At 68.7% G+C, this 25,732-nt stretch carries 11 protein-coding genes; 9 read left to right on the forward strand and 2 right to left on the reverse strand.

Translation table 11 applies throughout. The annotated features are described in order from the left end of the window. Positions 1-166 precede the first annotated feature (166 nt). Complete coding sequence (locus QH195_RS15495) at positions 167-2,971, forward strand: DEAD/DEAH box helicase (RefSeq protein ID WP_280435884.1); 2,805 nt, start codon at positions 167-169, stop codon at positions 2,969-2,971. Continuing rightward, entirely contained in the window at positions 2,971-3,735 is a 765-nt protein-coding gene (locus QH195_RS15500; RefSeq protein ID WP_280435885.1) for an SWIM zinc finger family protein, read from the forward strand. The genes QH195_RS15495 and QH195_RS15500 overlap by 1 nt, the downstream gene beginning before the upstream one ends. A gap of 362 nt (positions 3,736-4,097) precedes the next feature. Here the strand turns inward: QH195_RS15500 and QH195_RS15505 are convergent, their stop codons facing one another. Then, on the reverse strand, positions 4,098-5,156 hold the full coding sequence (locus QH195_RS15505) for an amidohydrolase family protein (RefSeq protein WP_280435886.1): 1,059 nt from the start codon (positions 5,154-5,156) through the stop codon (positions 4,098-4,100). 455 nt (positions 5,157-5,611) lie between these two features. Between QH195_RS15505 and QH195_RS15510 the strand changes: the two genes are divergently transcribed. The 7 genes from QH195_RS15510 (at position 5,612) to QH195_RS15540 (ending at position 24,809) form a co-directional block, all read left to right on the forward strand. Continuing rightward, positions 5,612-6,655, forward strand: a complete 1,044-nt coding sequence (locus QH195_RS15510; RefSeq protein ID WP_280435887.1) for a DUF2157 domain-containing protein — start codon at positions 5,612-5,614, stop codon at positions 6,653-6,655. A 230-nt stretch (positions 6,656-6,885) separates the two neighbouring features. Then, the gene (locus tag QH195_RS15515; protein WP_280426878.1) at positions 6,886-8,385 is read left to right on the forward strand and encodes a CoA-acylating methylmalonate-semialdehyde dehydrogenase; all 1,500 of its coding nucleotides are present in this window, start codon (positions 6,886-6,888) and stop codon (positions 8,383-8,385) included. Positions 8,386-8,387: 2 nt separating this feature from the next. Beyond that, on the forward strand, positions 8,388-9,542 hold the full coding sequence (locus tag QH195_RS15520) for an acyl-CoA dehydrogenase family protein (RefSeq protein WP_280426877.1): 1,155 nt from the start codon (positions 8,388-8,390) through the stop codon (positions 9,540-9,542). Between the two features lie 109 nt (positions 9,543-9,651). After that, positions 9,652-10,737, forward strand: coding sequence for an enoyl-CoA hydratase/isomerase family protein (locus QH195_RS15525; protein WP_280426876.1), 1,086 nt, complete (start codon positions 9,652-9,654; stop codon positions 10,735-10,737). Then, positions 10,737-11,639 carry a 3-hydroxyisobutyrate dehydrogenase gene (mmsB, locus tag QH195_RS15530; protein ID WP_280426875.1) on the forward strand — a complete coding sequence of 301 codons (903 nt, stop codon included), beginning with the start codon at positions 10,737-10,739 and terminating at the stop codon, positions 11,637-11,639. The genes QH195_RS15525 and mmsB overlap by 1 nt, the downstream gene beginning before the upstream one ends. A gap of 352 nt (positions 11,640-11,991) precedes the next feature. Continuing rightward, positions 11,992-24,234 carry a toxin glutamine deamidase domain-containing protein gene (locus QH195_RS15535; protein WP_280435888.1) on the forward strand — a complete coding sequence of 4,081 codons (12,243 nt, stop codon included), beginning with the start codon at positions 11,992-11,994 and terminating at the stop codon, positions 24,232-24,234. Positions 24,235-24,263: 29 nt separating this feature from the next. Next, positions 24,264-24,809, forward strand: a complete 546-nt coding sequence (locus QH195_RS15540) for a hypothetical protein (protein ID WP_280435889.1) — start codon at positions 24,264-24,266, stop codon at positions 24,807-24,809. Positions 24,810-24,868: 59 nt separating this feature from the next. On the opposite strand, the gene QH195_RS15545 is transcribed toward QH195_RS15540, so the two are convergent. Continuing rightward, positions 24,869-25,555 carry a hypothetical protein gene (locus QH195_RS15545; RefSeq protein ID WP_280435890.1) on the reverse strand — a complete coding sequence of 229 codons (687 nt, stop codon included), beginning with the start codon at positions 25,553-25,555 and terminating at the stop codon, positions 24,869-24,871. Between the last annotated feature and the right edge of the window lie 177 nt (positions 25,556-25,732).

Here is a 25,732-nt window from a genome sequence, read left to right on the forward strand (position 1 = left end):
CGGCGGGCGTGGATGGCGGATAACAGCGGTGACCAGCGGATATTTCCCAGTATGTGCCGTCGTGGCGGATAAATCCAGAAATGGCCCGGCGTGCCGGGGCGGGCGCCGGGCGGGTGCAGGCGGGGACGGTTCACGGCGTGTCGGACCCGGCTGATTGGATGGGAACATGCTGCACGGACTGTGGTCGCCCGGAGCCGGGCTGCTGCTGTGGCGTGCCCCGGGCGAGGAGGGCGAGCCGGTCGGGGGCCTGCTCGGCTCGGTACTGGCGGAGTCGCGGTTCCGGCACCGTGCCGAAGTGCTCCTGGTGGACCAGACCGAGGCCAGGCGGGAAACCGTCCGGGCTCATGCGCTCGCGCCCGCCGCCGCGGCCGCGGCGTTGCGGCAGCGGTTGCCGTCCGCGGCCGTCGCCGGTGATCTGCGGTTCCTCGCGCACCTCGCGCTCGGCTTGGAACGGTGGATACGTGCCGGTGCGGTGGTTCCGGAACTGCGGCGCGAGGACGGCCAGTGGTGGGCGCGCTGGCGGCCGGCCGGGGGATCCGGTCAGCGCGCGTGGCTCGCCGAGCTCGCGGCGCTGGCACCACCGGCGCTGCGCGTCGCGGGCGAGCCGGCCGATGTGCTCGGCGATATGGTCACCGAGCTCACCGATCCGATGGTGCGCGAACTACTCGCCGCGGACACCCACCCACATCCACTGGTTCACGCGTTGTCCGCGGACGTGCCGGTGGAGACGGGCAGCCATCAGGCGGCCGAGGTACTGCGGCGATGGCGGGAGACGCGGTCGTCCGACGAACCGGAACTGGTGTTGCGGCTGCGCGAGCCGGACGGCGAATTCGCCGAAGTACCCGGGGATTCCGCGTTGTGGCGGCTGGAGGTCTGCCTGCGTGCCGACGGCGTCGCACCGCGGCCGATCCCGGTGCCGGGAATCGCGGACGAGGTACGGACCGGCCTGGAATGGCTGGGGAAAGCCCAGCGCGCCTACCCCCGGCTCCGCGATGTCCCCGCCGATTCACACAGCCTCGACCTGTTGCTGCCCACCGAAGTGGTGGCCGATCTGGTCGCGCACGGAGCGCAGGCGCTGTCTGCCGCCGGGATCCCGCTGCTGTTGCCGCGGGCGTGGAATATCACCGAACCGACCCTGCGGCTGCGGGTGAGCGGCGCCGCGGTGCCCGCCGCCGAGAGCACGGTCGGCCTGGACGGGCTGGTGTCCTACCGCTGGGAACTGGCCCTCGGCGATACCGTGCTCTCCGAGCCGGAGATGCGGCAGCTGATCACCGTGCAATCGGATCTGGTGCGGTTACGCGGGGAATGGGTGCAGGCCGATCACGGTGTCCTCGCCGCCGCCGCGAAATTCGTCGCGTTGCACACCGGCGACAACGAGATCACCCTCGCCGATCTGATCGGGGAGATCGCCGCGAGCCAGGTCGGGCGGGTACCGCTCACCGAAGTCACCGCCGAGGGGTGGCCCGCGGATCTCTTCGATCCCGGCCGCGCGCAGGAACCGGTGGTCACACCGGCCCGGCTGAAGGCACAGTTGCGCCCGTACCAGGAACGGGGGCTGGCCTGGCTGGCCACGATGAACCGGCTGAACTGCGGGGCCATCCTCGCCGACGATATGGGGCTCGGGAAAACGATCCAGGTGCTCGCGCTGCTGCTGCACGAACGCGAAGGCGATACCACGCCGCGGCCGACGGTGCTGGTGTCCCCGATGTCGGTGGTGGGCAACTGGCAGCGTGAAGCCGCCCGCTTCGCCCCGGACCTGCGGGTTCTGGTGCACCACGGGCCGGGCCGGGCCCAGGGCGGCGATCTGGATACCGCCGTGGCCGGAGCCGATCTGGTGATCACCACCTACGCACTGCTCGCCCGCGATATCGCCGACCTGTCCCGGCAGCAGTGGGAGCGCGTGGTTCTCGACGAAGCGCAGCACGTCAAGAACGCCGCCACCCGGCAGGCGCGGGCGGCGCGGGCGTTACCGGCCCGGCATCGGCTCGCGCTCACCGGTACTCCGGTGGAGAACCGGCTGGAGGAACTGCGCTCTCTTTTCGATTTCGCGGTCCCGAAGTTACTGGGTAGCCCGCAGACCTTCCGTGCCCGGTTCGCCGTGCCGATCGAACGGGAGAACGATCTGAACGCCGTCACCCGGCTGCGCGCCGTCACCTCGCCGTTCCTGTTGCGCCGGGTGAAAACCGACCCGGCGGTGATCGATGATCTTCCGGAGAAGTTCGAGATGACCGTCCGGGCCAATCTCACCGCCGAACAGGCCGCGCTGTACCAGGCCGTTGTCGAGGATATGCTCGAAAAACTGCGTGACGCCAAGGGAATGGCCCGGAAAGGGGCCGTACTCGGTGCTCTCACCAGGTTGAAACAGGTGTGCAACCATCCCGCCCACTTCCTCGGCGATTCCTCCGCCGTACTGCGCCGGGGCGCGCATCGCTCCGGCAAACTCGCGCTGATGGAGGATGTACTCGATGCGGTGCTGGCCGAAGGGGAGAAGGCGCTGCTGTTCACCCAGTTCCGGGAATTCGGTGAGCTCATCGTCCCGTACCTCACCGAGCGTTTCGGCAGCTCGATCCCGTTCCTGCACGGCGGGGTCGCCAAGAAACGCCGTGACGGCATGGTGGAGGAATTCCAGCGGTCCGACGGGCCGCCGCTCATGCTGCTCTCGCTCAAGGCGGGCGGAACGGGACTGAACTTGACCGCCGCGAATCATGTGGTGCATCTCGACCGCTGGTGGAACCCCGCGGTGGAGAACCAGGCCACCGATCGCGCATTCCGGATCGGGCAGCAGCGCACAGTGCAGGTGCGGAAACTGGTCTGCGTCGACACGATCGAGGAGCGGATCGACGAAATGATCACCGGTAAACGCGAACTCGCCGATCTCGCCATCGGAGTGGGGGAGAACTGGATCACCGAACTGGGTGACGACGATCTGGTCCGCCTGTTCAGCCTGGGTGCCGAGGCGGTGGGCGAGTAGTGGCCGATTTCGCCGAGTACGGGAAACGCCGACCGGTGTCCGGCGGGGTCTCGACCCGCAACCGTCGCGGCGGATTCGCCCGCAACTTCTGGGGCAAGGCGCTGCTCGAGGTGATGGAACGGCTCGCCGACCCCGGCCGGCTCGCGCGCGGTCGCACCTACGCGCGGGCGGGGCAGGTGGTGAGTTATCGCATCGAACCGGGGCTCGTGACCGCCGAGGTGCAGGGTAGTCAGCCGCGCCCGTTCACCACCACCTGCGAGATCCGCCGGTTGCGGCCCGAGGAAGTGGAACTGGTGGTGGAGCTGATCCGGTCCGCGCCGGGGATGCTGGCGCGAATCGTATCCGGGGATCTGCCCCGCGAACTCGCCCCGCATCTGGTCCCGGAAACCGCCGCCGATATCGACTTCGGCTGTAGCTGTCCCGACCCGGGGTGGCCGTGCAAACATGCGATCGCGGTCGTCTGCCTGCTGGCCGAACGGCTGGACGAACATCCCCGCGATCTGCTCGCCGTGCGTGGGCTGAGTATCGATCGGCTGATCGGCGGCGTCGAAACCACCATCGAGCAGGTGGACGAAACCGCCGACCCCTACGGCAACGCACTCGAACTGCCCGAGCTACCCGTACCGCGCGGCGGACCCGCGCTGGACGAGCTGGATCCGGCCCTGCTGCGGCGGGCGCTGCGGATGCTCTGTGCCGACGAGACCACTGCGGCCGCCGCGAACCGTGCCCTGATCACGATGTATTCGTCCATCACCCAGAGATAGAGTTCGCTGATATCCGATTGCCATCGAGGCCGAGCCAACGCCGGTCGCGATGCTCTCTACACCACGATCGACACGGACGATGTGGGCAACGCAGCAGCGCCGGGCCGGCAGCGCGGTGATGCGACGGCACGAGGAGACCGCGCCGGCGGCAGAGCATCGAGATAGTTGCCCTGGGCTCCGAGCGCTCCCGGGTCGTCGGCCTCTGAGCAGGAACCGGTAAAGGCCGCGGGACGGTGGAATCCCATCCGCGCCTCTCCGGATACCCGATCCGCGGCTGCCGGAGTGCCCGGTCCCAGGCCGCTGGTCGACCACAGCGCCCGGTGCCGATGCGGTGGACAATCGCTCCCGGCTGTTGCCGCGGCTCAATCCAGCCGGTAGACCCGCTGTGCGTTGGTGCGGAAGACCTTCTCCAGCGGCGCGGAGTCACCGAGGTGCTCGGCCAGGACGGTCGCGACAGCCTCCGCGCTGCCGGGGATCGAAGTGATCGGCCGGTCGACGGGGAAGTTGGATCCCCAGATGAGGCGGTCGGTGCCGAAGGTGTCGGCGGCGTGCCGCAGCAGCGGGCCGATCCGGTCGGTGAGTTCGGGTACCGGTGTCGGGGTGCCGGCGCGCGGTACCGGATGCCCGAGGATCGGCATCATCAGGCCGCTGACCTTCGCCACGACATTCGGGGATTCGGCCAGATCGGCGATATCGGTGCGCCAGCGTTCGAGGATGCCGGCGCGTGCATCGGTATCGCGGCCGGTGTGCTTGCCGACCGGGCCGAACAGACCGGCGGGGGTGCCCAGGTGGTTCAGGATGATCGTCGCCTCCGGGTAGCGCTGGGCGAGCGCGGTCACCTCCGGGATCTGATGCGAGTACACCCAGGCCTCGAAGGCGAGGCCGCGCTCGGCGACGGCGGCGAAACCGTCGAGGAACGCCCGGCTGCGCAGCACATTCGGACCGTCGGCGAAACTGCGGATCCCGGTATCCGGGTGGTGGGCGACCCTACTGCGGATACCGCGCACCAGTGGCGAGGCCGACAGGTGGGCTTCGAGAAGTTCGGCGAACCCCGGATCGGCGGGTGAACCGCCACCGCTGACCGCCGCGAGGGCGGGGGTGTCCACACCGAACGGCAGGGCGGTGACCCAGCGGGTTTCCTCGGCTTTCGGCCCGGCCCACTCGACCTCGATATGCACCACCGATTCGACCCGTAGCGCCCCGGTGTCGGCCCGGTAGTCGGCGGGCAGGTACGGACCCAGATATGCCGATGGATCCCCGATGAACTCGCGGTCCCGCCGAGGTGCCAGCCGTACGGCCAGCCCGAGGGGCAGCGGGAGGGTGCGCAGCAGTTTCGCCGTACGGCTGAACTCGCGCGGGTTGCCGAAAGGGTCCCACTGATGGATATGTGCGTCGATGATCCGGATATCGCCGATGTCCATAGCGCTGCCGGCACCTTCCTGCGATGGTCGTCGGTTCGCGGGCCCGAGCGTAGCGCGTGACCAGCGCCGGTGGGCAGGTTTGATCTCGCGCCGCGAAAGTCGGGGTGCGGGGCGGCATACTGGGTGCTGTGGCCGAACAGGATTCGGCGCCGGAAGCGTCGCAGCAGGGTTCCCGGGCCGTAGCCGGTCACGGCCGGGCATCCACGGACACCACCGCAGGCAAGTCCGGGCCCGGACCCCGGGCAGGCGGGCAGCCGGCTGTCTCCGGCTCCGGTGAATCCGGGGCCACGGGAGAAGCGGGCCGGGCCGAAATCCGCGGTGGTGCGTCACCGGTCGCAGCCGCGGGCAGCAAGGCTCTCTCGAGGCGCGGCGCGCGGGGTGCGGACGTGGCGCCCGCCGCCGGTGACGGCACCGATACCGGTCGTGGACGATCGAAGCCTGGAACGGATAGCGGAATGACATCCGACGGTAACGGCAGCGACAACCCGGTCGCAGAGGCCGCCGCGGTACCGGCCGAGCCGGTAGCCGAGCGGGCCCCGGCGGCCCTGGTCGACCTGGTACGCCGGGGCGTTCTGGACGAAACCCAGCTGGGTGCGGTGGTGACGGCGCTGGCGAAGGAGGAGCCGCGGACCACGCCGGCGCGGTTGCTCGCCGAGATCGCGGCCTACGCCGGGGCCGGCTTGCTGCTGAGTGGTCTCGTACTGGTCCTCGCCGAATCCTGGGACGATATGGCGAAGCTCGGCCGATTCGTTTTGTTCGTGCTGGTCGCGGCGGGTTTGGCGGTGGCCGGTGTGGCGACGGCGGGCGGATGGCCGGTGCTCTTCCGGCCGGCGTGGCGCCGGTCCGCCGGCCATACCACCCGCACTCGACTGGCGGCCGTGTTCTTCGCGCTGGCGGCGGTGAGTATCGCGGCCGCGGCCGGGTCGATTCTGGACGACGGGAACGACACCACCGATCTCACCTGGGTGTATGCCGCCGCGGCGGGGCTCGTGGCCGCGGTTGCGGGATACGCCGCACTGCCGTCGTTGCTCGGATTGCTGCTGTGCGCCGGGTTCAGCGCGGCCTCGGTCACGGGGTTGCTGGACGAAGTACTGGGGGTCGACGACCTGGCCGGGCTCGGGTTGCTCGTTCTCGGTTTCGGCTGGCTCGGCGTGACCCGGTTCGGTGCCGTTCTCGAGCGGTGGGCAGGCTATGCGGCCGGGGTGGTGCTGGCGGTCGCCGGGGCTCAGACCGTCGATATGTTCGAGCGGATGTGGCCGGCGTATGTGCTCACGGCGGTGGTCGCGGTGGTGTGTTTCGCCCTCTACGCCACTGATCGCTCCTGGGTGCTGAGTCTCGGTGGCGCGGCCGCGCTGACGATGGCGGCGGTGGAGGCAGTCGTGGACTGGACGGGAGAGTCGGCGGGGGCGTCCGGGGCGATTCTGGTGGTCGGCGCGGTGGTGCTCGGGATCGGTAGCTTTCTGCTGACCAGATCGGCGAAGAAGTCCGCCGCGGGATAGTTCCGCCGGGCGCGGCCCGTGGATAGGCTTCGACCGACCACACCGGCCGGATGGCGGAGCGGGTGTTTGCGCAGTTGGCGGATATCTTGCGGGGAAGTCTGGTTTGCCGGACGGCCCGGGTGTATCGTTTTGCTTGGACGTCCAACTATTGGACGCCCGCAAGAATGATCTTCGTGTGACGGACGGCCGCAGAGCCGCGCCCGCCACCCCCGACACGAGGCAGGAATCGCATGGTTCGAGAACTCACACATTTCATCGGCGGGCAGCAGGTCCCCGGCGCGTCCGGCCGGTTCGGCGATGTCTACGACCCCAACCTCGGCGAGGTGCAGGCCCGGGTGCCGCTGGCGAGCAAATCCGAGGTCGAGCAGGCCATCGCGAATGCCGAAGCCGCGCAGCCGGGCTGGGCCGCGATGAACCCGCAGCGCCGGGCGCGGATCCTGATGAAGTTCCTGACTCTGGTGAACGACGAGATGGATTCGCTCGCCGCGCTGCTGTCCAGCGAGCACGGTAAGACCATCCCCGACGCCAAGGGCGATATCCAGCGCGGGCTCGAGGTCATCGAATTCGCCGTCGGTATCCCGCACCTGCTCAAGGGCGAATACACCGAGAGTGCCGGCACCGGGATCGACGTGTACTCGATGCGCCAGCCGCTGGGTGTGGTCGCCGGGATCACCCCGTTCAACTTCCCCGCGATGATTCCGCTGTGGAAGGCCGGCCCGGCGCTGGCCTGCGGTAACGCCTTCGTGCTCAAGCCCTCCGAACGCGACCCCTCGGTCCCGCTGCGGCTCGCCGAACTGTTCCTCGAGGCCGGATTGCCCGAGGGTGTGTTCAATGTGGTCAACGGCGACAAAGAAGCCGTCGACACCATCCTGCACGACCCCCGGATCAAGGCCGTCGGCTTCGTCGGCTCCACCCCGATCGCGCAGTACATCTACGAAACCGCCACGGCCAACGGCAAACGCGCCCAGTGCTTCGGCGGAGCGAAGAACCATGCCGTCGTCATGCCGGACGCCGACCTCGACGATGTCGCCGACCAGCTGATCGGCGCCGGTTACGGTTCGGCCGGCGAGCGCTGCATGGCGATCTCGGTGGCCGTACCGGTCGGTGAGGAGACCGCGAACCGGCTGGTCGAGAAGCTCACCGAACGGGTGCACAAGCTCAATGTCGGTAAGTCCGACGATCCCGGCGCGGATTACGGGCCGCTGGTGGGTCTCGACGGTGTGGACCGGGTGAAGAAGTACATCCAGCAGGGCATCGACGAGGGCGCCGAACTGGTGGTCGACGGACGCGGGCTCACTGTGGAGGGCGCTGAGAACGGCTACTTCGTCGGCGCGACCCTGTTCGACCGGGTCGGTAAGGAGATGTCGATCTACACCGACGAGATTTTCGGCCCGGTACTGAGCGTGGTGCGCGCGGGCGACTACCAGGAGGCGCTGGCGCTGGCCAACGACCACGAATACGGCAACGGCGTCGCCATCTTCACCCGCGACGGCGATACCGCTCGTGATTTCGCGGCCAAGGTGCAGGTGGGCATGGTCGGGATCAATGTTCCGATCCCCGTGCCGATCGCGTACTACACCTTCGGCGGCTGGAAGCGCTCCGGGTTCGGCGATCTGAACCAGCACGGCCCCGATTCCATCCGCTTCTACACCAAGACCAAGACGGTGACGCAGCGCTGGCCGGCCGGGCTCAAGGAAAGCAACAGCTTCGTCATCCCGACGATGGAATGACCATGTTCACTCTCGACGCCGACGAGCGGGCCATCCGCGACACCGCCCGGGAGTTCGCCGACGAATACCTGGCCCCGCATGCCGTGGAATGGGACCAGCAGAAGCATTTCCCGGTGGACGTCCTGCGGAAATCGGGTGCGGTCGGGCTGGGCGGTATCTATGTGCGCGAGGAGTTCGGCGGGTCCGGGTTGCGCCGGTTGGACGCGGTGCGGATCTTCGAAGAACTCGCCACCGGCTGCCCGGCCGTGGCCGCCTATATCTCCATCCACAACATGGCGACCTGGATGATCGACGCCTACGGTGACGACGAACAGCGCCGCCGGTGGCTGCCCGGGCTCACCGCGATGGACCTGTTGGCCAGCTATGCGCTCACCGAACCGGGGGTGGGGTCGGATGCCGCGGCCATCACCACCCGGGCGGTGCGCGACGGTGACGACTACATCGTCAACGGCGCCAAACAGTTCATTTCGGCTGCCGGCAGCAACGATGTGTACGTGATGATGGTCCGCACCCAGGACACCGGGGCACGCGGCATCTCGACCCTGGTGATCCCGGCCGACACCCCCGGCCTGGAGGTCGGCCCGAACGAGAAGAAGATGGGCTGGAACGCCCAGCCCACCCGGCAGGTGATCCTCACCGACGCCCGCGTTCCGGTGGCCAACCGGCTCGGTGCCGAGGGGGACGGCTTCCGGATCGCCATGAACGGGCTCAACGGCGGCCGGCTGAATATCGCGGCGTGCTCGATGGGCGGGGCGCAGGCCGCGCTCGACAAAACCGTGCCCTACCTGGCCCAGCGCACCGCGTTCGGCGCACCATTGTTGAACAACCAGGCGCTGCAGTTCGAACTGGCCGATATGCGGACCAAACTGGAAGCCGCCCGGACTCTGCTGTGGCGGGCCGCGGCGGCCTTGGATGCGGACGCGCCGGACAAGGTCGAACTGTGTGCGATGGCCAAACGATTCGCCACCGACTCCGGATTCGAGGTCGCCAACGCCGCCCTGCAACTGCACGGCGGTTACGGTTACCTGGCCGAATACGGTCTGGAGAAGATCGTCCGGGACCTGCGGGTGCATCAGATCCTGGAGGGCACCAACGAGATCATGCGCCTGGTCGTGGCCCGGTCGATGACGGCGTCCGCGGTGGGCCGCCCGGCATGATCGGTCAGCGCCCGGAGGCGGTAGCGGAGTGTAACCACGGAGGGCGCCCGATCATGCCAGATAGACACAGCGAACGCACCGGGTGGCCGGTGCGCGCGGAAGGAACTGTATGAGCGACGAACCCGAAGTCCTGGTCGAACAGCGTGACGGCCTGGGACTTCTCACCCTGAACCGGCCCAAGGCCATCAACGCGCTGAACCATGCGATGACGCTCACCATCACCGAGCAGTTGCGGGCCTGGGCCACCGACGATTCGGTGCGTACCGTCGCGATCACCGGTGCGGGTGAGCGGGGACTGTGTGCGGGGGGCGATATCGTCGCGATCCATCACGACGCCAAGGAACAGCAGGCGGCCGGGCACGTCGGGTCGGCGGCGGATTCGGCGACCGGCAAGTTCTGGCGCGACGAGTACATTCTCAACGCGCTCATCGGCCGCTATCCGAAACCGTATGTCGCGGTGATGGACGGAATCGTGATGGGCGGTGGGGTCGGGCTGTCCGCGCACGGCAGCCACCGGATCGTCACCGAGAAGTCGACCATCGGGATGCCCGAGGTCGGGATCGGCTTCATCCCCGATGTCGGCGGCACCTACCTGCTCTCCCGGGCGCCGGGCGAACTGGGTACCCATATCGCGCTCACCACGGCGCGGATGAAGGCCGGTGACGCGATCGCCACCGGCTTCGCGGACTACTACGTTCCCGCCGAACAGATTCCGGCTCTGCTCACGACACTGCAGACCGAATCCGCGGACATCGCGATCGCCAAATATGCGGCCGAGGCGCCGGAATCGGCGTTGCTCGGGCAGCGGGACTGGATCGACTCCTGCTACGGCGCGGAGACGGTCGCCGAGATCGTCGCCCATCTGCAGGAGCACGCCGATACCGAGGCGAATGCGGCGGCAACCGCGATACTCGGTAAATCGCCGGTGGCGCTGCAGGTCACCCTGCGGTCGCTGCGGTCGGCCCGCACGGCCACGAGCCTGGAGGCGGTGCTGAACGAGGAGTACCGCGTTTCGATCGCCTCGCTGGCCTCGCACGATCTGGTCGAGGGGATCCGCGCGCAGGTGGTCGACAAGGACCGCAACCCGCAATGGTCGCCCGCCACTCTGACCGATGTCACCACCGACCAGGTCGACGCGTACTTCGCCGAACTGGGCGCGCGGGAACTGGGTTTGACGACTCCGGAGGACAAGTAATGAGTAAGACGATCGGTTTCCTCGGCCTCGGCCACATGGGCGGTCCGATGGCCGCGAACCTGGTGCGGGCCGGGTACGAAGTACACGCGTACGACCCGTCGGCCGCGGCACAGGAACAGGCCCGCAAAGACGGTGTGGCGCTGGTGGATACCGGGGTCGCCGCCGCCACCGACCGCGATATCGTCATCACGATGCTCACCAACGGCAAGCTGGTGCGTGACGTGTACGCCGAACTGCTGCCGGTGGCACGGCCGAACACCTTGTTCGTGGACTGCTCGACCATCGACGTCGCCGATGCGAAGGCGGCCGCGGAGGCGGCGACGGCGGCCGGGCACCGCGCGCTGGACGCGCCGGTCTCCGGGGGCGTTTCGGGTGCGGCCGCCGGCACACTCACCTTCATGGTCGGCGGGGCGGAAGCCGATTTCGCCGAGGCGCTGCCGGTACTCGAGGTGATGGGCGCCAAGGTCGTCCACTGCGGTGCGTCCGGGGTCGGGCAGGCCGCCAAGATCTGCAACAACATGCTGCTGGGGATCTCCATGATCGGGCTGTCCGAGGCGCTGGTCCTGGGGGAGAAGCTGGGGCTGAGCCACCAGGCGTTCTTCGATGTGGTTTCCCAGGCCTCCGGGCAGAGCTGGGCGCTCACCACCTACTGTCCGGTGCCGGGGCCGGTGCCGACCAGTCCGGCGAACAACGATTACCAGCCGGGGTTCGCGACAGCACTGATGAACAAGGATCTGGGCCTGGCCGTGGAAGCCCTGCGGGCCAACGGGGTGCAGGGTCGCATCGGCGAGTTGGCAGCGGAGATCTACCGCGAGTTCAACGAGACCTCCGGGGGCCGGGACTTCTCGGCGATCATCACCGAGGTGCGGGAACGCAGCGGCGGGTCGCCGGCCGCCGGCTGAAGCTCGCTGGCACGGTCGCGTGGTGTGCTCCGGCGCACCGCGTGACCGGGCCGATCGAGCACGCCGGCACGCGTCCGGCACGCTGAAAGTCCTTCACGATTCGGGCCTCGGGCCATGGAAGGTAACGTTCGCCCGACTCGGCCGAGACGTGTATGTCTCGGGTGGATCGTCGCGATGTGAAGTGATACTGCCTCGGGGCGCGCCGTGTGCCGATCGGCCCGGAGGCGTTGTTCTTCCCCGAATTATCCTGTGCGACATCGTGTGTTCACCCGTCTCCGTTGTAATCGGGCTATCGGATTCCCGATGAGGAGGTTGCGGTGCGAAGCCCGGCAGCAGCCGCCGCCATACCACCGTGAGTCTGTATCTGCCGCCGGAGATGCGGTGGCTCGGCTGGATCGCCGGCGCGGAATGGCCGGACGGCGACGAGGACAACGCCTGGGCTGTCTCCGATGTGTGGAAAGAGGCCGCCGCAGAACTACTCGCGCTGATCGCCGCTGTCGATGAGGCCAAAGCGGCGACCATGGCCGCCTATTCGGACGGTGCCGCGCGGGCCGAGATGGGTGCGTTGTACGACCAGATGCGCAGCGGCGAATCCTCGATCGAGGCGCTCGCGAAGTACATGCAGCAAACCTCGGACTCCACCTTCGATATGGGTACCGAGCTGCAGGCCGAGAAGATCACCATTATTGTCACGCTCTGCTGGCTGGCCATCGAAATCGCACTGGCCTGGCTTTTCCCGCCGACGGCCCCCGCCGTCGAGGCCGCGGCGGTCGGTACGAGCCGGGCGATTCTGCAATCGGTGCGGACGGCGACCCAGAAAGCCATCCAGCAGTTGGCCGCCAAGCTGGGTGCCCCCACCGTGAAACGAAGCTTCTGGCGGAGTTTGCTGGCCGGGAAACCGGCACTGCCCACCGCCAAGGGGTGGGGCGTGGTCGGTAGCGAGGTGATCCAGGGCGCCGCCGAGGAAGCGCTGATCAGCGGCGCCGTCCAGGCGGGCCAGGTCGCCGACGACAAGCGCCGGGAAATGGATTGGTCGGAAATCGGCTACAGCGCGGCGGCCGGCGGTTTCGCTGAACCGATCGGCGGGGCGGTGGCCAAGGGGCTGAACAAAGGTTTCGCCGGCGGTTTCGGATTCAACAAGAATCTCGGCGGCCAACTCGATAATTGGTGGGGGCGGGCCGGGCAGAACACGGTGGTCGGGGCCGTATCGGACGGGCTCGCAGGGATCGCCGGAAGTCTTTTCGTCGCCGGGATATCCGGGCAGAGCGTATCGGACACCCTCACCGGAGTAGGGGTCGCCGGTGGTTTCATCCAGGGCGGGATCGTCGGTCTGGCGGACCCGTCGACCTTCGGCCGATCGGGGTTCGCCGGCTCGGCCGCCGGCGACTGGGGCGCCGGCGGGGGAAACCTGTTCGGGCGCAGCGGCGGAGAAGGTGGATTCGACAACGGTTCCGGTGACGGATCCGGAACGGGTGACCAGGTCGGGCAGTCACCCCCGCCGGGCAGCGGAACTCCGGGCGACGGCGACTCGCCCCGGACGCGCGGCGGTAACTCCGAACGCGCGGGTGAGTCCGAGGCACAACGACCGGGTGGATCACGCGGTGGTCCTGCGGATTCGCCGGAATCCTCGCGGGCCGGGCCGCCGGGGTTCACGCAGCCACAGAGCTTCGCCGGCGCGGAGCAGGTACCGGCGGATGGGCCGCAAGTCTCGAATCGGTGGCCGGGCTCCGGCTTCGCGGGCAGCGACTCGGATTCGACGGGTACCGGGCCGTTCTCGTCGCCCGGGGATACGAGTTCGGGGCTTACACCTTCCGGCGGACAGTCACCGCCGAGCGAACCCGATACAGGTGGCGGGCCGTCACACGCCTCGGAGGCACTTGCCGGCAACGGGGCAGCCCCCGGTGCCTTGCGTAATAGTTCGGCCGGGCCGCAAGGGGATACGGCCTCCTTGCCGGGCGCCGGTGATGAAAGCGGTGCGGCCGGCGCGAGTGGGGGTGCGGGCTCCGCGTCGGGCGGCGGCGGTGTTGCGGACGGCGATGGTCATGGCGGGTCGGCCGGTGGCGAAGGTGGTGTCGGCGGATCGAACGGTGCCGGCGGTACAGCCGGCGAATCGCCGTCCGCGGGGGTGGGGACACAGGCCGGGGAATCGGCTTCGGTGGCCGGTGAGCAAGCCCCGGATACGACAACGGACCAGGATTTCCACCAGAACCAGCCGGGCGGACCGGGTGGTCCCGAGGGCCACGATCAGCCGGGTACGGGCGCACAGCAGTCGGATGAGCCGGGCTCGCGTCCGGGTGCTACCGCGACCCCCGGGGACACGGGTGACCGAGTCGGGGGCGCTTCGGTCCCTGCCGCGCAGTCGTTCCAGGCCGGTGGGCCGCCGGTCCCCGGGGCATCCGGCCCGGCTCCTACTTCCGGCGCGATCCAGAATCCTGGAGCGGGTCAAACACCCGCTGTGACACAGAACCCGGGTCCGGCGTCGGCTGCCGGTGGCCCCCCGCCGAATTCCCGCCCCACACAAGTTGCCGGACCGGGGCAGTCCTCCGGACCCGCGCCGTCCGGTCGCACGGAAACGCCTACCGGCCAGTCGAGTCCCGCCGTGCGTCCGGGAATCACCACCGGGCTATTTGATCCCGCTGCTGGCGCGCCGGAAGTCCAGGGGAACCGCCCGATAACGGAATCGGGAACCACGCCGCCGGCGTCGACCGGCGTACCCGGCCGGCCCGAGTATCCGATGAGTGATTCACCGGACACGGACAGTGATATCGAATGGGCGGACCTGGTCGGCGGGGATCTCCCGGACGACCTGGAATCGAGGTGGACACCGCAGGCTTTCGAGGCCATGATCTCGATGAACGCGGCCGGGATCACCGCGTCGCCGACCGGCCTCGGGGCCGGATCAACCGGTTCGGTGCCCGCGGGCCCGGGCTCACTCCCGGGCACCCCGGCGCCTGCAACCACGACCCAACTCGGCCCGCATCCGAGTCCCCCTGCACAGACCCCGAACTCCCCGGGTTCGCCCGCGCCGAACTCGAGTTCACCGCATACGCCGAATCCGGTTTCGGGCTCAGCGCAGCCCGGTACGACTTCGCCGAATCAGCCGCAAGCCGGATCGGGCCAGCCGCAAGCCGGACCGGCTCAGTCGCACTCCGGGCCGGCCCAGCTACCGGCCGGGACGGCTCAGCCACAGGCTGGACCGGCTCAGTCGCAGCCCGGGCCGAATCAGAGCGGCGCGCAGTCGGCCGCCGAGGGCGACCCGGGTCGGCCCAAACGGGGGCATTCCGAGACCGGGCCGAGCCCGGAACCGCCGCTCAAGCGGGCGCGCGCCGGAGAACCGGCGCCGGGCAGCCCGCAGCCGGACGGATCGGAAACCGGCTCGGAAGACGCGCAGCCGGTGCCGGTATTCGTCCCGGTCGACAACAGGCCGCAGCACCAGTCGCCCGCACCGCAGAGTCCGCGGACTCCCCGGCCGCCGCGTGATTCCGAGGCGGAGCTGTCCGCGGACGAGGAATCGGACTGGGAGGGCTGGACGGATCCGGAATCGGAAGCGGACACCGCGCCGGAGCCGCCGCTGTTCGGCCGGCCGGAACCGCCGATGGTGCTGGGTAACCCCAGGCAATCCCGGGTGTACGGGCCGGGTCTGCTGGCGCCCCTCGAAGATCCGCAGCTGCAGCAGGACCTCGAGGGCGCGTTGCGTGGTGCGGACGGGAACTTCGTGCGGTATGCCGATCCGCGGACGCACCCGGCCGGCGGGACTCCATACGGCCGGTTGATCAACCCCGGTATGTCGGGTAGCGCCTCTCGCGGCAACAACTGTGCCGAGGCCGCGCTGGCCGGGCTGGCCAGTTTTTATGGGGTGCCGATGGTCGCCGCCCCCCGCTTTCCGGATGTGGTGAACGGTGTCATCGACCGACGTGGCGGCGAGCGGGGAAGTCCGCAGCGGGTTTTCCAGATGCTGCGCACCGGGCAGGAGAGCTACGAAGACGGCCGGCCGGTCCCGGAGCAGTACACCGCGATGGACAACTGGGTACGACACCTCGGCCCGGGTTCGGCTGCCTACGTGACCAGCATGTGGAAACAGATCGATCCCGCCACCGGCCGGCCGTTTCCGGACGACGGCTCGGTGATCTTCGAAGCGCACACCACGCTGATCGTTTACCCCGAAGGTGCCGAGGGACCGGTCTGGTGGGACCCGCAGTCGGGGGAGATGACCCTGGGACCGTCACCGGATATGGTCGACCGCAGTGCGGGGGTCGCATTCATTCCGATTCCGGGGAATCGGGTCATCGCCGCTGATCCGGACCCCGCTGCCGGGCCGGCGGCTCCGGTTCCGTACCAGCCGCCGGCTGGGCCGGTGGTGGTGCCGGCGGCACAGTCGGCCGATCGGTCGCCGTTGCAGTTGCCGGATCCGGCGACGAGCCGCACGTTCGGCCCGGGCAATTCGAATCCGGATCTGCATCCCGGCCTGCAGCAGGTGCTCGAGAGCGCGCTACGGGACGGCTCCGGCGGTTTCGTAACGGGTGCTCATCCGGGTACTCATCCCTCGGCCGCGGCGCCGTACGGGTTGCTGGTCAATGGCGGTGGCCCGGATGTCCCCGGACGCCGGTCCAATAATTTCGATGCCGCGCTATCGGCGCTTTCGTCGTTCCTCGGCACACCGCGGGTCGCCGCGGCCCGGTATCCCGACAGTGCCGCCGGTCCCGGTGACAGGGCCGCGGAAGCCGACAGTGCCCGGCGGGCGGCGCGGTGGGCCGGCGGCAACCTGCACCGGTTCCCGGCCGAACAGCCGATGACGCAGCAGTTCGCGAATCTGCACACCTGGGTGCACCATCTCGGACCGGGTTCGGCCGCATTGGTTTTCAGTGCTGTCCCGGAGCGGGACCCGGCGACCGGGTCGATTCTGCGTGACCCGCAGGGTGAACCGGTGATCCGGGTCCATCCCACAGTTGTCGTCTACCCTCCGGCCGCCTCCGGTCCGGTGTGGTGGAACGCGGTGACCGGCGAGACCTGGGACCACCCGCCCGCCGACCTGGTCGCGATAACCGGCAGGCTGCGTTTCATCCCGATCCCGGCCGGCAGCACCGTCGTGGAATCCGCTCCGCTCCCGGCCGGTTCGGCCGCCCAACCTCCACCACAGGACTCCGCCGACGGGCGTGATCCACAGGGTATTCCGGACCCGACCGGTCCTCCGTACCATCTGCGAGAACGAACCCGCCGATTCCTCGAGAGATCCGGCCGGCCCACCTCGACGGGTACCCCGCCGCACGCGGCATCACCGGCAATCGAGTACACCCCGATTCCAGAGGTTGTCCAGGCTCCGGAGAGCGCGACCCAACCCATTGCCGCCCAGCCGTCACCCGCCGAAGCGGTGCCGTCCGGAACCGAGGCGTTTGTGCCGGAGCGGGAACTCGCGGAATTGCCGCAGACGCAGACGCTGCCGTCCGAACGGGAGTTGTCGTCGCGGGAACCGGCTCCCGCTCCCGCCGGGGCACCGGTGCCGGATCTCACCGCAGCGGCGGAACTGCCGGCGTCCGAGGTGGTTCCGGACGGGAGGACGGCGACGCACCCGGGAACACTCCCGGTGTCGGCGCAGACCGGGCCGGTGCGGTCCCCGGAACTCGACGAGGGCTATATCGGGGCCGACGGGTACCGGCAGTTCTCGTCCGACGAGGCGGGCGACCGGTACGGCGAGAACCACCTGGGGGGTGAATTCCGCCGGCTCTCGCCCGAGCAGCAGACCGCGGTCCGCAAGTATGTCGCCGAATCGTTCACGGTGAACAATGTGCTGCGCGACGGCGCTCCGGACCGGGAACCGTTCTTCGCCCGCGTGCGCGCTTCCGCGCCGGCTCTGGCCACGCTCTACGAACTGACCGGCGGCGCGCTACCGACCCGTGCCGACCTGGAGCGCATCAGGCAGAATCCGGAGCTCACCCCGGGGCAGCGGACAGCGGTCGACACCGCGCTCGCCGAGCCGGACCTCGATTCCTACGTGGAGCAGCTGACCGCCGATCAGGACACGCTGTCCCGGCTGACCGCCTACCTCGGTACCGAGCCGTCGCAGGCAGCGTTCGACCAGCGGATCACCGACCTGAACGCCGCGCTGGAACGGCCGATCCCGGGCGGTCCCGTGCGGGCGGTTCGCGGGGTCAACGATCTCTCGTTCATGGTCACCGCCGACGACACCCCACTGGGCGGGCGGGATCCGCGATTGCTGGCCGGTACCACGCAGCAGGAACCGGCGTATCTGTCCACCTCTCTCGGCGTGGTTCCGGCTTTCCCGGGCGTCGTCCGGATCGAACTCGATCTACCGGAGGGTGCGCACGGGCTGTGGCTGGGACGCAACGGTCGATACGGCTATGAGCGGGAACTGCTGCTACCCCGGGGAACCAGATACCGGATCACCGAGGTCGTTGCGGACCCGGCCGGTGACTACGGCAATATTCGGCCGAAATATCTGATCCGCGCGACGGTACTGCCGCCGGAATCTGCGGCGGGCCTGTCTTCGGGGGATCAGCGCGCGGATTCGCGGCGTCCGCCGATCGCCGGCGACCGGCCGGCGGATCCGCCGGTGGATGAGGACTCCGACGGGTTGATTCCGGTGCGATCACAGACCGCGGAGTCGAGTGGGTTGATCCCGGTGGTGTCGCGGGGTCCGGTGGAGCCCGAGTCGAGTGGTCCGGTTCCGGCCGGCTCCACGGCAACCGAGGAAGGTTCGACCGGTCTGATCCCGGCGGAATTGTCGCGGCCCGAACCCTCCCGGCAGTATGTCCAGGATCCGGAGCACGAGCTGCCCGGTGAGGATTGGCGGTACCGGCCGCCGGCGAACAGGCTGCCGCACGAACTGTCCGCGGGAAACGAGCGATACGAGCTCTCCGGTGGGGATTCACGGCACGAGCTACCCGGGAGCGAGCTGCGCCACGAGCTGCCCGGAGACGGCTTGCGGCACGAGCTCCCCGCGGGTGAACAGCGGCAGGAACTTCCCGGGCCGGAATCGGTTACCGATGAATCGCCCCCGGATGGGAACCGCGGCGGTGGTGACCGGCCGCCGACACCGGCCGAACTCGGCCCTCGCTCCGGCGAACCGGACGATACTCCGGTCGAAGCTCCGCCGGCCGATGCTCCGGCCACGAAGAGACCGCGGCTGGAGGAGCCGACAACGGATTCGTCCGCTCCCGAGTCGGGCCCCGCAGAGTCGACCTCTGCCGAGACGAGTACGGAGGAGCCGGATCCGGCCGAGCGGCCTCCGGGTTCGCAGCAGGATATCGTTCCGCGGCCGCGGTTGGATCGCCCGTGGCCACCGCTGGTGCTCTCGAACGGTACCGATGCCCGCGCCTACGGGCCCGGATGGCTGGCCCCGCTGGAGGATCCGGCAGCGCAGACACGACTCGAGAACACCATGCGCGATACCGGCGGCGATTTCGTCCGGTACGCCGACCCGCGCAGCTTCCCGGCAAACGCGACCCCCTGGGGTGAGCTGATCAATCCCGGGGGTACGGCGGCGCCCGGTCGGAACAAGAATTGCCTCGAATGTGCGTTGACGGGTCTGATGACCTTCCTGGGCCGGCCGCAGGTAGCGCTGCCCAGGTTCACTCGGATCGTCGATGGCGTGGCCGATTCCGGCGGATCCGACGGCCTGGACCAGACTCGGCTCTACGAGATGCTCGGCAACCAGCCCAACGATTTCGACGACGGTACCCGCACGATCACCGAACAGTTCCTCGCCATCCACGAGTACATCAAGAATCTGGGGCCGGGTTCGGCGGCCTACGTCCCTTTCCACTGGCAGCCGATAGATCCCCGGACCGGACGTGGGATGCACCGGAACGGTCGTCCGGTGCTGAGTGGGCACGCGACCCTGGTCGTCTACCCGGTGGGCGCGAAAGGCCCGGTGTGGTGGGATCCGCAGGGCAATATCGCCACGGACAAACCCTCGCTCCGATTGGTCCACAGCACACGGTGGGTCGGTTTCGTTCCGGTCCCGCCGGGCCGATCGGTGCAGGAGAGTTTCGCCTCCGCCGGGCCGATGCGGCCACAACCGGCCGCCCTGGTTCCGGTTCCGGTTCCGGACGCGGTGCTCGCGCCGGAGCACGACCGGCCGGAGCCACCGCAGCGACTACCCGACCCCGCCGCCGGGCGCCGAGTCGGTCCGGGCGAATTGCGTGCGGTCGAACATCCCGGATTCCAGAAGGCGCTCGAGAACGCCCTGCGCGCCGACGACGGCAGCTTTGTGGTCGGTGCGGACCCGCATACCTATCCGCGGCCGGAGCGTCCGTACGGGAAACTGGTCAATCCCGGTGGCGGCGCGCTCAAAGGCCGCGGCACCAATCGGTTCGATGCCGCCCTCTCGGGACTGGCGACATTCCTCGGTAAACCGGAGGTCGCCGCGCCGCGGCAGACCGATCCGGCCGCGCCCGGGAACGATCGTGCGGACGAACGGAACGGTCCGGCCCGGGCGGTGCAGTGGCTGGGCAGCGAGCCCACGGGTTTCGACACCTCTCTTCCGATGGACGAGCAGTACACGGCGCTGCACAAATGGGTGGGGTTCCTCGGACCCGGTTCGGCGGCCCTGGTGCTCAGTACGAAACCCGAGGTGGATCCGCGGACCGGCGGGCCGGTGCGGACCCCGGACGGCGAAACCGTGGCGGGGGAGCCCGAACCTTCGCTGGTCGTGTACCCGCGCAACGGCTCCGGCCCCGTCTGGTGGGATCCGCTCACCGGGAAGACCTCGGTGGCGCCACCGCAATCTCTGGTCGGTGAAACCACCGCGCTGACGTTTGTCTCCATACCGCCGGGGCGGACGATCGGCCCGGTGTCGAGCGCCACCGCGGACCCCTTCAGTACCGACAACTCAGCAGGAGTGACAGATGGAGCCGCCGCTACAGACCGAGGACCAGGTGCGCACGCACCTGCGGGAGGCGCTCCCGGGCGCCAACCGGTACCTGATCGGCCGGATGCCGGTGGGCGCCTGGCTGCTCCAACCGGTGCCGACCCCGGAGGAGGAGGCGACGGGCGCGGCGATCGGGATGTCGTGCCTGGTGGTGAACGCGGACACGGGAGTGATCCTGGAGTATCCGAGCTGGGCGGGTTCGATGGTGATGGACGACTACACCGAAGCGGTGACGAACGACCGGAAACCGTCGGCCCGGCAGATCTATCCTCGGCAGACCCGGATCGAACTACTCCGGATGGCGGAGAATCCGGATCGGATCGAATACCGCGTCGACGTCCGCTCGGAGCTGAAACCACCCGAGCAGTTCTCGATGGTGATCGACAAGAAAACGCGGCTACCGCAGCCGACGACCAGCGACGCGATGGTGGGCGCGGCCTGGGCGGGGTGGCGGCAGGAACAGGACGGGGCGTGGCCGGAGATGGGAGCGACGGAGTACTGAATCCGGCGGGGCCGCCGCCGACGACGGCGCAGTACACCCCGGAGCAGTTGGCTCTGATTCCGCAGCCCGCGCACGATCGCAATCCCGCGCGCTGGGGCCGGCCGGAAACGGCCGCATATCAGGCAGATCTGGAGGCCGCCGTCGGCGACGGCAAGGGCGGTTTCGTGCAGTTCGCCCACCCCGCGACGACTGCGGTGCCGGGCGGTAAACCGTTGATCGAACTGATCAACGGTCCCGGTCCCTCGGCTCGCGGCCGGGACGACAATTGCGAGGACTGCGTCCTGTCGTTGCTGGCGACCTTCCTCGGTAAACCGCAGGTCGCCGCCCCCGCCATCGGCCCGCACGAACGCGATATGGGAAACCGCGGGCAGGCGCGGGCCGAGCGGTTACTGGGTTCCCAGCTGGTGCGCTACGCCGACGGCCATCGGACGATCGAGGAGCAATACCGGTTGGCGCACGACCGGATCGCCGCCCTGGGGCCCGGCTCGATGGCGTTCGTCGTCGCTGTCTGGCACGAGCGTGACAACAACGGGGACAAGGTCTACGACAAGCGCGGAGAGCCCCGGTTCGCCGGGTCTCATTCGTTCGCCGTGGTGTTCCCGGCCGGCGCGGACGGGCCGGTGTGGTGTGACCCGCAGGTGGGTCGCACCGCGGATGCGCCGATAGCCAGGTATGTCCGCGATACGGCGCTGGTCGGGTTCGTTATTTCCACCCCGCAACGGGTGCTCGCGGCTGCGGAAACGCGAACGAATCTGGAGTCGGCGCTCAGCGACGGAAACGGTGGTTTCGTCAAATACGCGGACCCGCGGTTGTATCGGAAACTGGTGACGGACAACCACTTCGGAACCGAAGGCCGTATCAGCATGTACCGTGCCGGTATCGCGGGTACCGCCACTTTTCTGGGCTGCCCGCGCTTCGCCCCGCCGGCCTGGAACGATATCGAAGCGGACGGCGGGCCGCGGACACTGCATCGGCTGCACGAAGAAGGCCGCACCGAAGTAGAGCATTTCTTCCAGAAGAGTATGCGTACGCTCGACGACGGCCGGCGCACGATAACGCGCCAACTCGACCTCATCTACCAGCGGGTCCTCGATCTGGGGCCCGAATCGGTGGCGCTGGTCGAGGTGACGCATCGGCGGGGCGCCGACGTGGTCGCCGACGAATGTCTGCTGCTGGTCTATCCGGCCGGCCCGTCGTCGGCACCGGTGTGGTGGAATCCGGCGAAGGGCGCGACCTACCGGCACGCGAGCGTGACGATGCTTCTCGACGAACCCGCGACGGACAGCATCCTGTACGTCACAGCCGCGGCCGGTGATCTGGTCGCCGGAAACCTCGCAGCGTTGCTGGCGGCGCCCGCACAATACGGGTTCTCCGGAACCGTCGGCACGGATCCGCAGACCTGGGCCGCCGACGCCTCATCGAGTGGATCGGCCGATACCGCGGATACGTCACAGGCCCACCCCGCGACCGGCCCGGTTTCGAACCGGCTACTCGCACCCGCGCAGTCGATCGCGATATCGGAGTCCGCGCTCGAACGCGTATCCGGCCGCTGGGGGGAACTCGAAAACTTCCAGTACCAGCTCGATCTCGAGACCGCGATCAGCGACGACGACGACAACTTCGTCGCCTTCCGGCATCCGGGCGACGCGTCGGTCCCCGGTGGATATCCGTACATCGAGCTGATCAACGGTCCGGGTATGGCCGCGCCCGGCCGTAACGAGAACTGTGAGGATTGTGTCGCCGCACTGCTGTCCACCTTCCTGGGTAAGCCGCAGGTCGCGCTCCCCGCGATCGGTCCGCCGGGACGCGACCGGGGCAGCCACGGGATCATGAAGGCCGAGCGTTTGCTGGGGTCGCAGGTGATGTCCTTCGGATGGGAAGGACAGCCGATCGCGGAGCAGTACCGCGCGGCGCACGATCGCATCGCCGAACTCGGCCCGGGCACGATGGCGGACGTTTCCATCCAATGGCAGGACACCGATGAACAGGGGCGCAAGCGGTACAACCCGGATGGGACGCCGGCGCGCGGGGACCAGCACGCCATGGCGGTGGTGTTCCCGGAAGGTGCGGCCGGGCCGGTCTGGTGCGACCCCCAGAGCGGCAGGACCTATGACTTTCCGACGCCGACGATGATCGATGCCACCCTCGGCGTCGCCTTTGTCATCTCGACACCGGAGCGGGCGGTGCAGGCCGCCGAGCACCGGGCGCAACTGGCGGCCGCCCTCGACGACGGTGCCGGCGGATTCGCCGCGTTCCGGCATCCGGGTTCGTACAAGCAGCTGATCGCGTACAACCGATTCGACCCCGCGCGGTGTCAGCACAGTATCTACCGGGTGGGTGTCGCCGCCGCGGCGACCTTCCTCGGCAGGCCGCGGTTCGCGCCGCCGAGCTGGAACGACCTCAATACCGGCGGCCGGCCCAGCGTGCCGCAGGTACTCGACACCGGCGGCCGTAGAGACGTGGAGGAATTCTTCCAGGGGCCGCTTCGGTCCCTCCAGCCTGCCGACGCCCCGATGGCCGAGCAACTCGGCTTCCTGCACCAGCTGATCCAGCAGCCCCAGTTCGGCACGGGCTCTGTGGTATTCGTCGAATTGACGCATCGATACCAGTTGCCCGGTATCGGTTCGCACGAGGTCGCGGATCAGTGTCTGCTGCTGGTATACCCGGAGGCCGGGCCGCAGCCTGCCGAGCCGGTGTGGTGGGACCCGCTGGTCGGGTCGGTCTACCAGCACGATGCCCTTATCGCGACCGTCGCTATCGATGCCGTCGGCATGATGTTCGCCGCCGCCACATCCGACACTCTGATCAACGGCAATTTCACGCCCACGCCCAGCGGTTCGGCCGGAAGCAGTCCGCACGGACCGCCGGTTTCCCGGTCGGCGGCGCGGACCGGCGGCATCGCGCATCCGCCGCCGGCACTGCCGGAAGCGCCGGTGGCCGAGGCAATCGACGGCCAGGAGAGGCCGGTGGATACGCGATCGCCGCGCTACCGAGGCCATGGCCGCATACAGCGTCGCCGCCCGATCGAATGGGTGCTTCCCACCGGTTTCCGGGCGCCGGGCGCCCCGCAATCATGGCTTCCGGCCGGTTCTGTTCCGGCGGGAACGGGTCACGAGCACGGTAGTTCCGCGGACGAACCCGGCGCGGGCGAACTGCCGGAGGTGGATATCCCGTTCACGTTGGGCATGGATCCGGGCGCCGAATGAGTGGGTCACGTATGGATGAAAGGACTGGTATGGCACCCCGGTTGGAAACCCCGCAGGAAGTGCGCCGCTATCTGGCCGAGATCTTCGGGTCGGAGCGGGAATACTCGATCTTCCCCACCGAATTCGCGTGGGTGGTCCGGCCGGTTCGCACCGCGGCGGAGAGTGCCGACGGTCTCGGACACGGGGCGGGCAACTACGTGGTCGACCGCGCGACCGGGGTGATCACCACGGCCGGCAGCCTGGCCCCGGCGATGATCGCGGAAGACTACGACGCCGGGATTCGTGCGGGCCGGCCCATAGCGGGCTACCGGATCTATCCGCCGACCTGGGATATCCGAGCCGAACTCGTCGAGGACGGACCGGACCGGGTGCGTTACCGGGTTCGGGGACGCTCATTGCAGGAACCACCGGCGGGACCGCCGATCGACCATATGCTGACCATCGATCGGCAAACGCTCGACTACCGGACCGATGTGGGGGAGATCCATCCGGTGGTCACCAATATGGTGATCTGGGCCTTCGAACGGTATCGGCAGACCGGAACCTGGCCCGCGGCAGCGGAATTGCGGGCATAATACCGAAAGCGTCCGGTCTGCCGGAATGAGTGCGCCGGTGATGGGTGTAGTGCGACCGCTCAGTCGAAACGGTAGTTGTATGTCGCGAAACGTTGTTTATCGCTTCCGGCATCCTCCCAGGTGAAACCGTAGGTGCCGAAATGTTCCAAGCGGATGCGAGTATCGGCGTACAGCGCGAATCCGCTCCGCCGCGCCCGTTCACAGAAGGCGAAATCCTCGCCGAGGTACCAGTGATCGTCACCGTCCTCGGGTAGCAGCATCGGCAGGAAATACGGGACGATCGGCCGGTCGAATCGCAGATTGCACACCGGAAGCTGCTCGTGATCGCGGATCTTTTCGTAGACATCGCGCCGGGTGTGCAGGAAGCCGGTTGCGGCATAGTGCAGTTCGGTGAGCCCGCCGCCCTCACCGAAGACGAAGCTCTCCGATTCGGGCAGTTTGTAGCAGGCGATCGCGCGCGAGTTCTTCTTCGCGTACACACCGCTGACCACCGGAAGGTCGTGTTCGCGCAGCATATCCACCGCGTCCGGGTGGAATCCGATATCCGAATCGATCCACATCAACTCCTCGAACCCTTCGGCCAGGGCATCGGTGGCCAGCTGGCTCCGCGCCTGGTCGATCGCCGAAGAGCCGAATCGCCGCCACACCGGATAGCCCCGCCGTTCCAGTTTCCGCAGGGCCTCCTCGCAACCGCTCTCGATATGGTGAGCAACCGGCACCAGGACGACACAACGCGACGGATCCATTTCCGATCTCACCTCTCGACACAACCACGATCGGACAAACCGTACCGCCGGTCATCCGGCCGAGTCCTTGCGCGGCTCGTCGGTTACGCCGTGGACCGCTCGAATTCAGCTGCCCGGCAGCACCTGTTAACCGAAGCGCCCGCGGGGAGCCGGGGGTTGCGGTTGTGGAAGCGCCCG

The organism is Nocardia carnea (assembly GCF_029868855.1).
Lineage (GTDB): Bacteria > Actinomycetota > Actinomycetes > Mycobacteriales > Mycobacteriaceae > Nocardia > Nocardia carnea_A.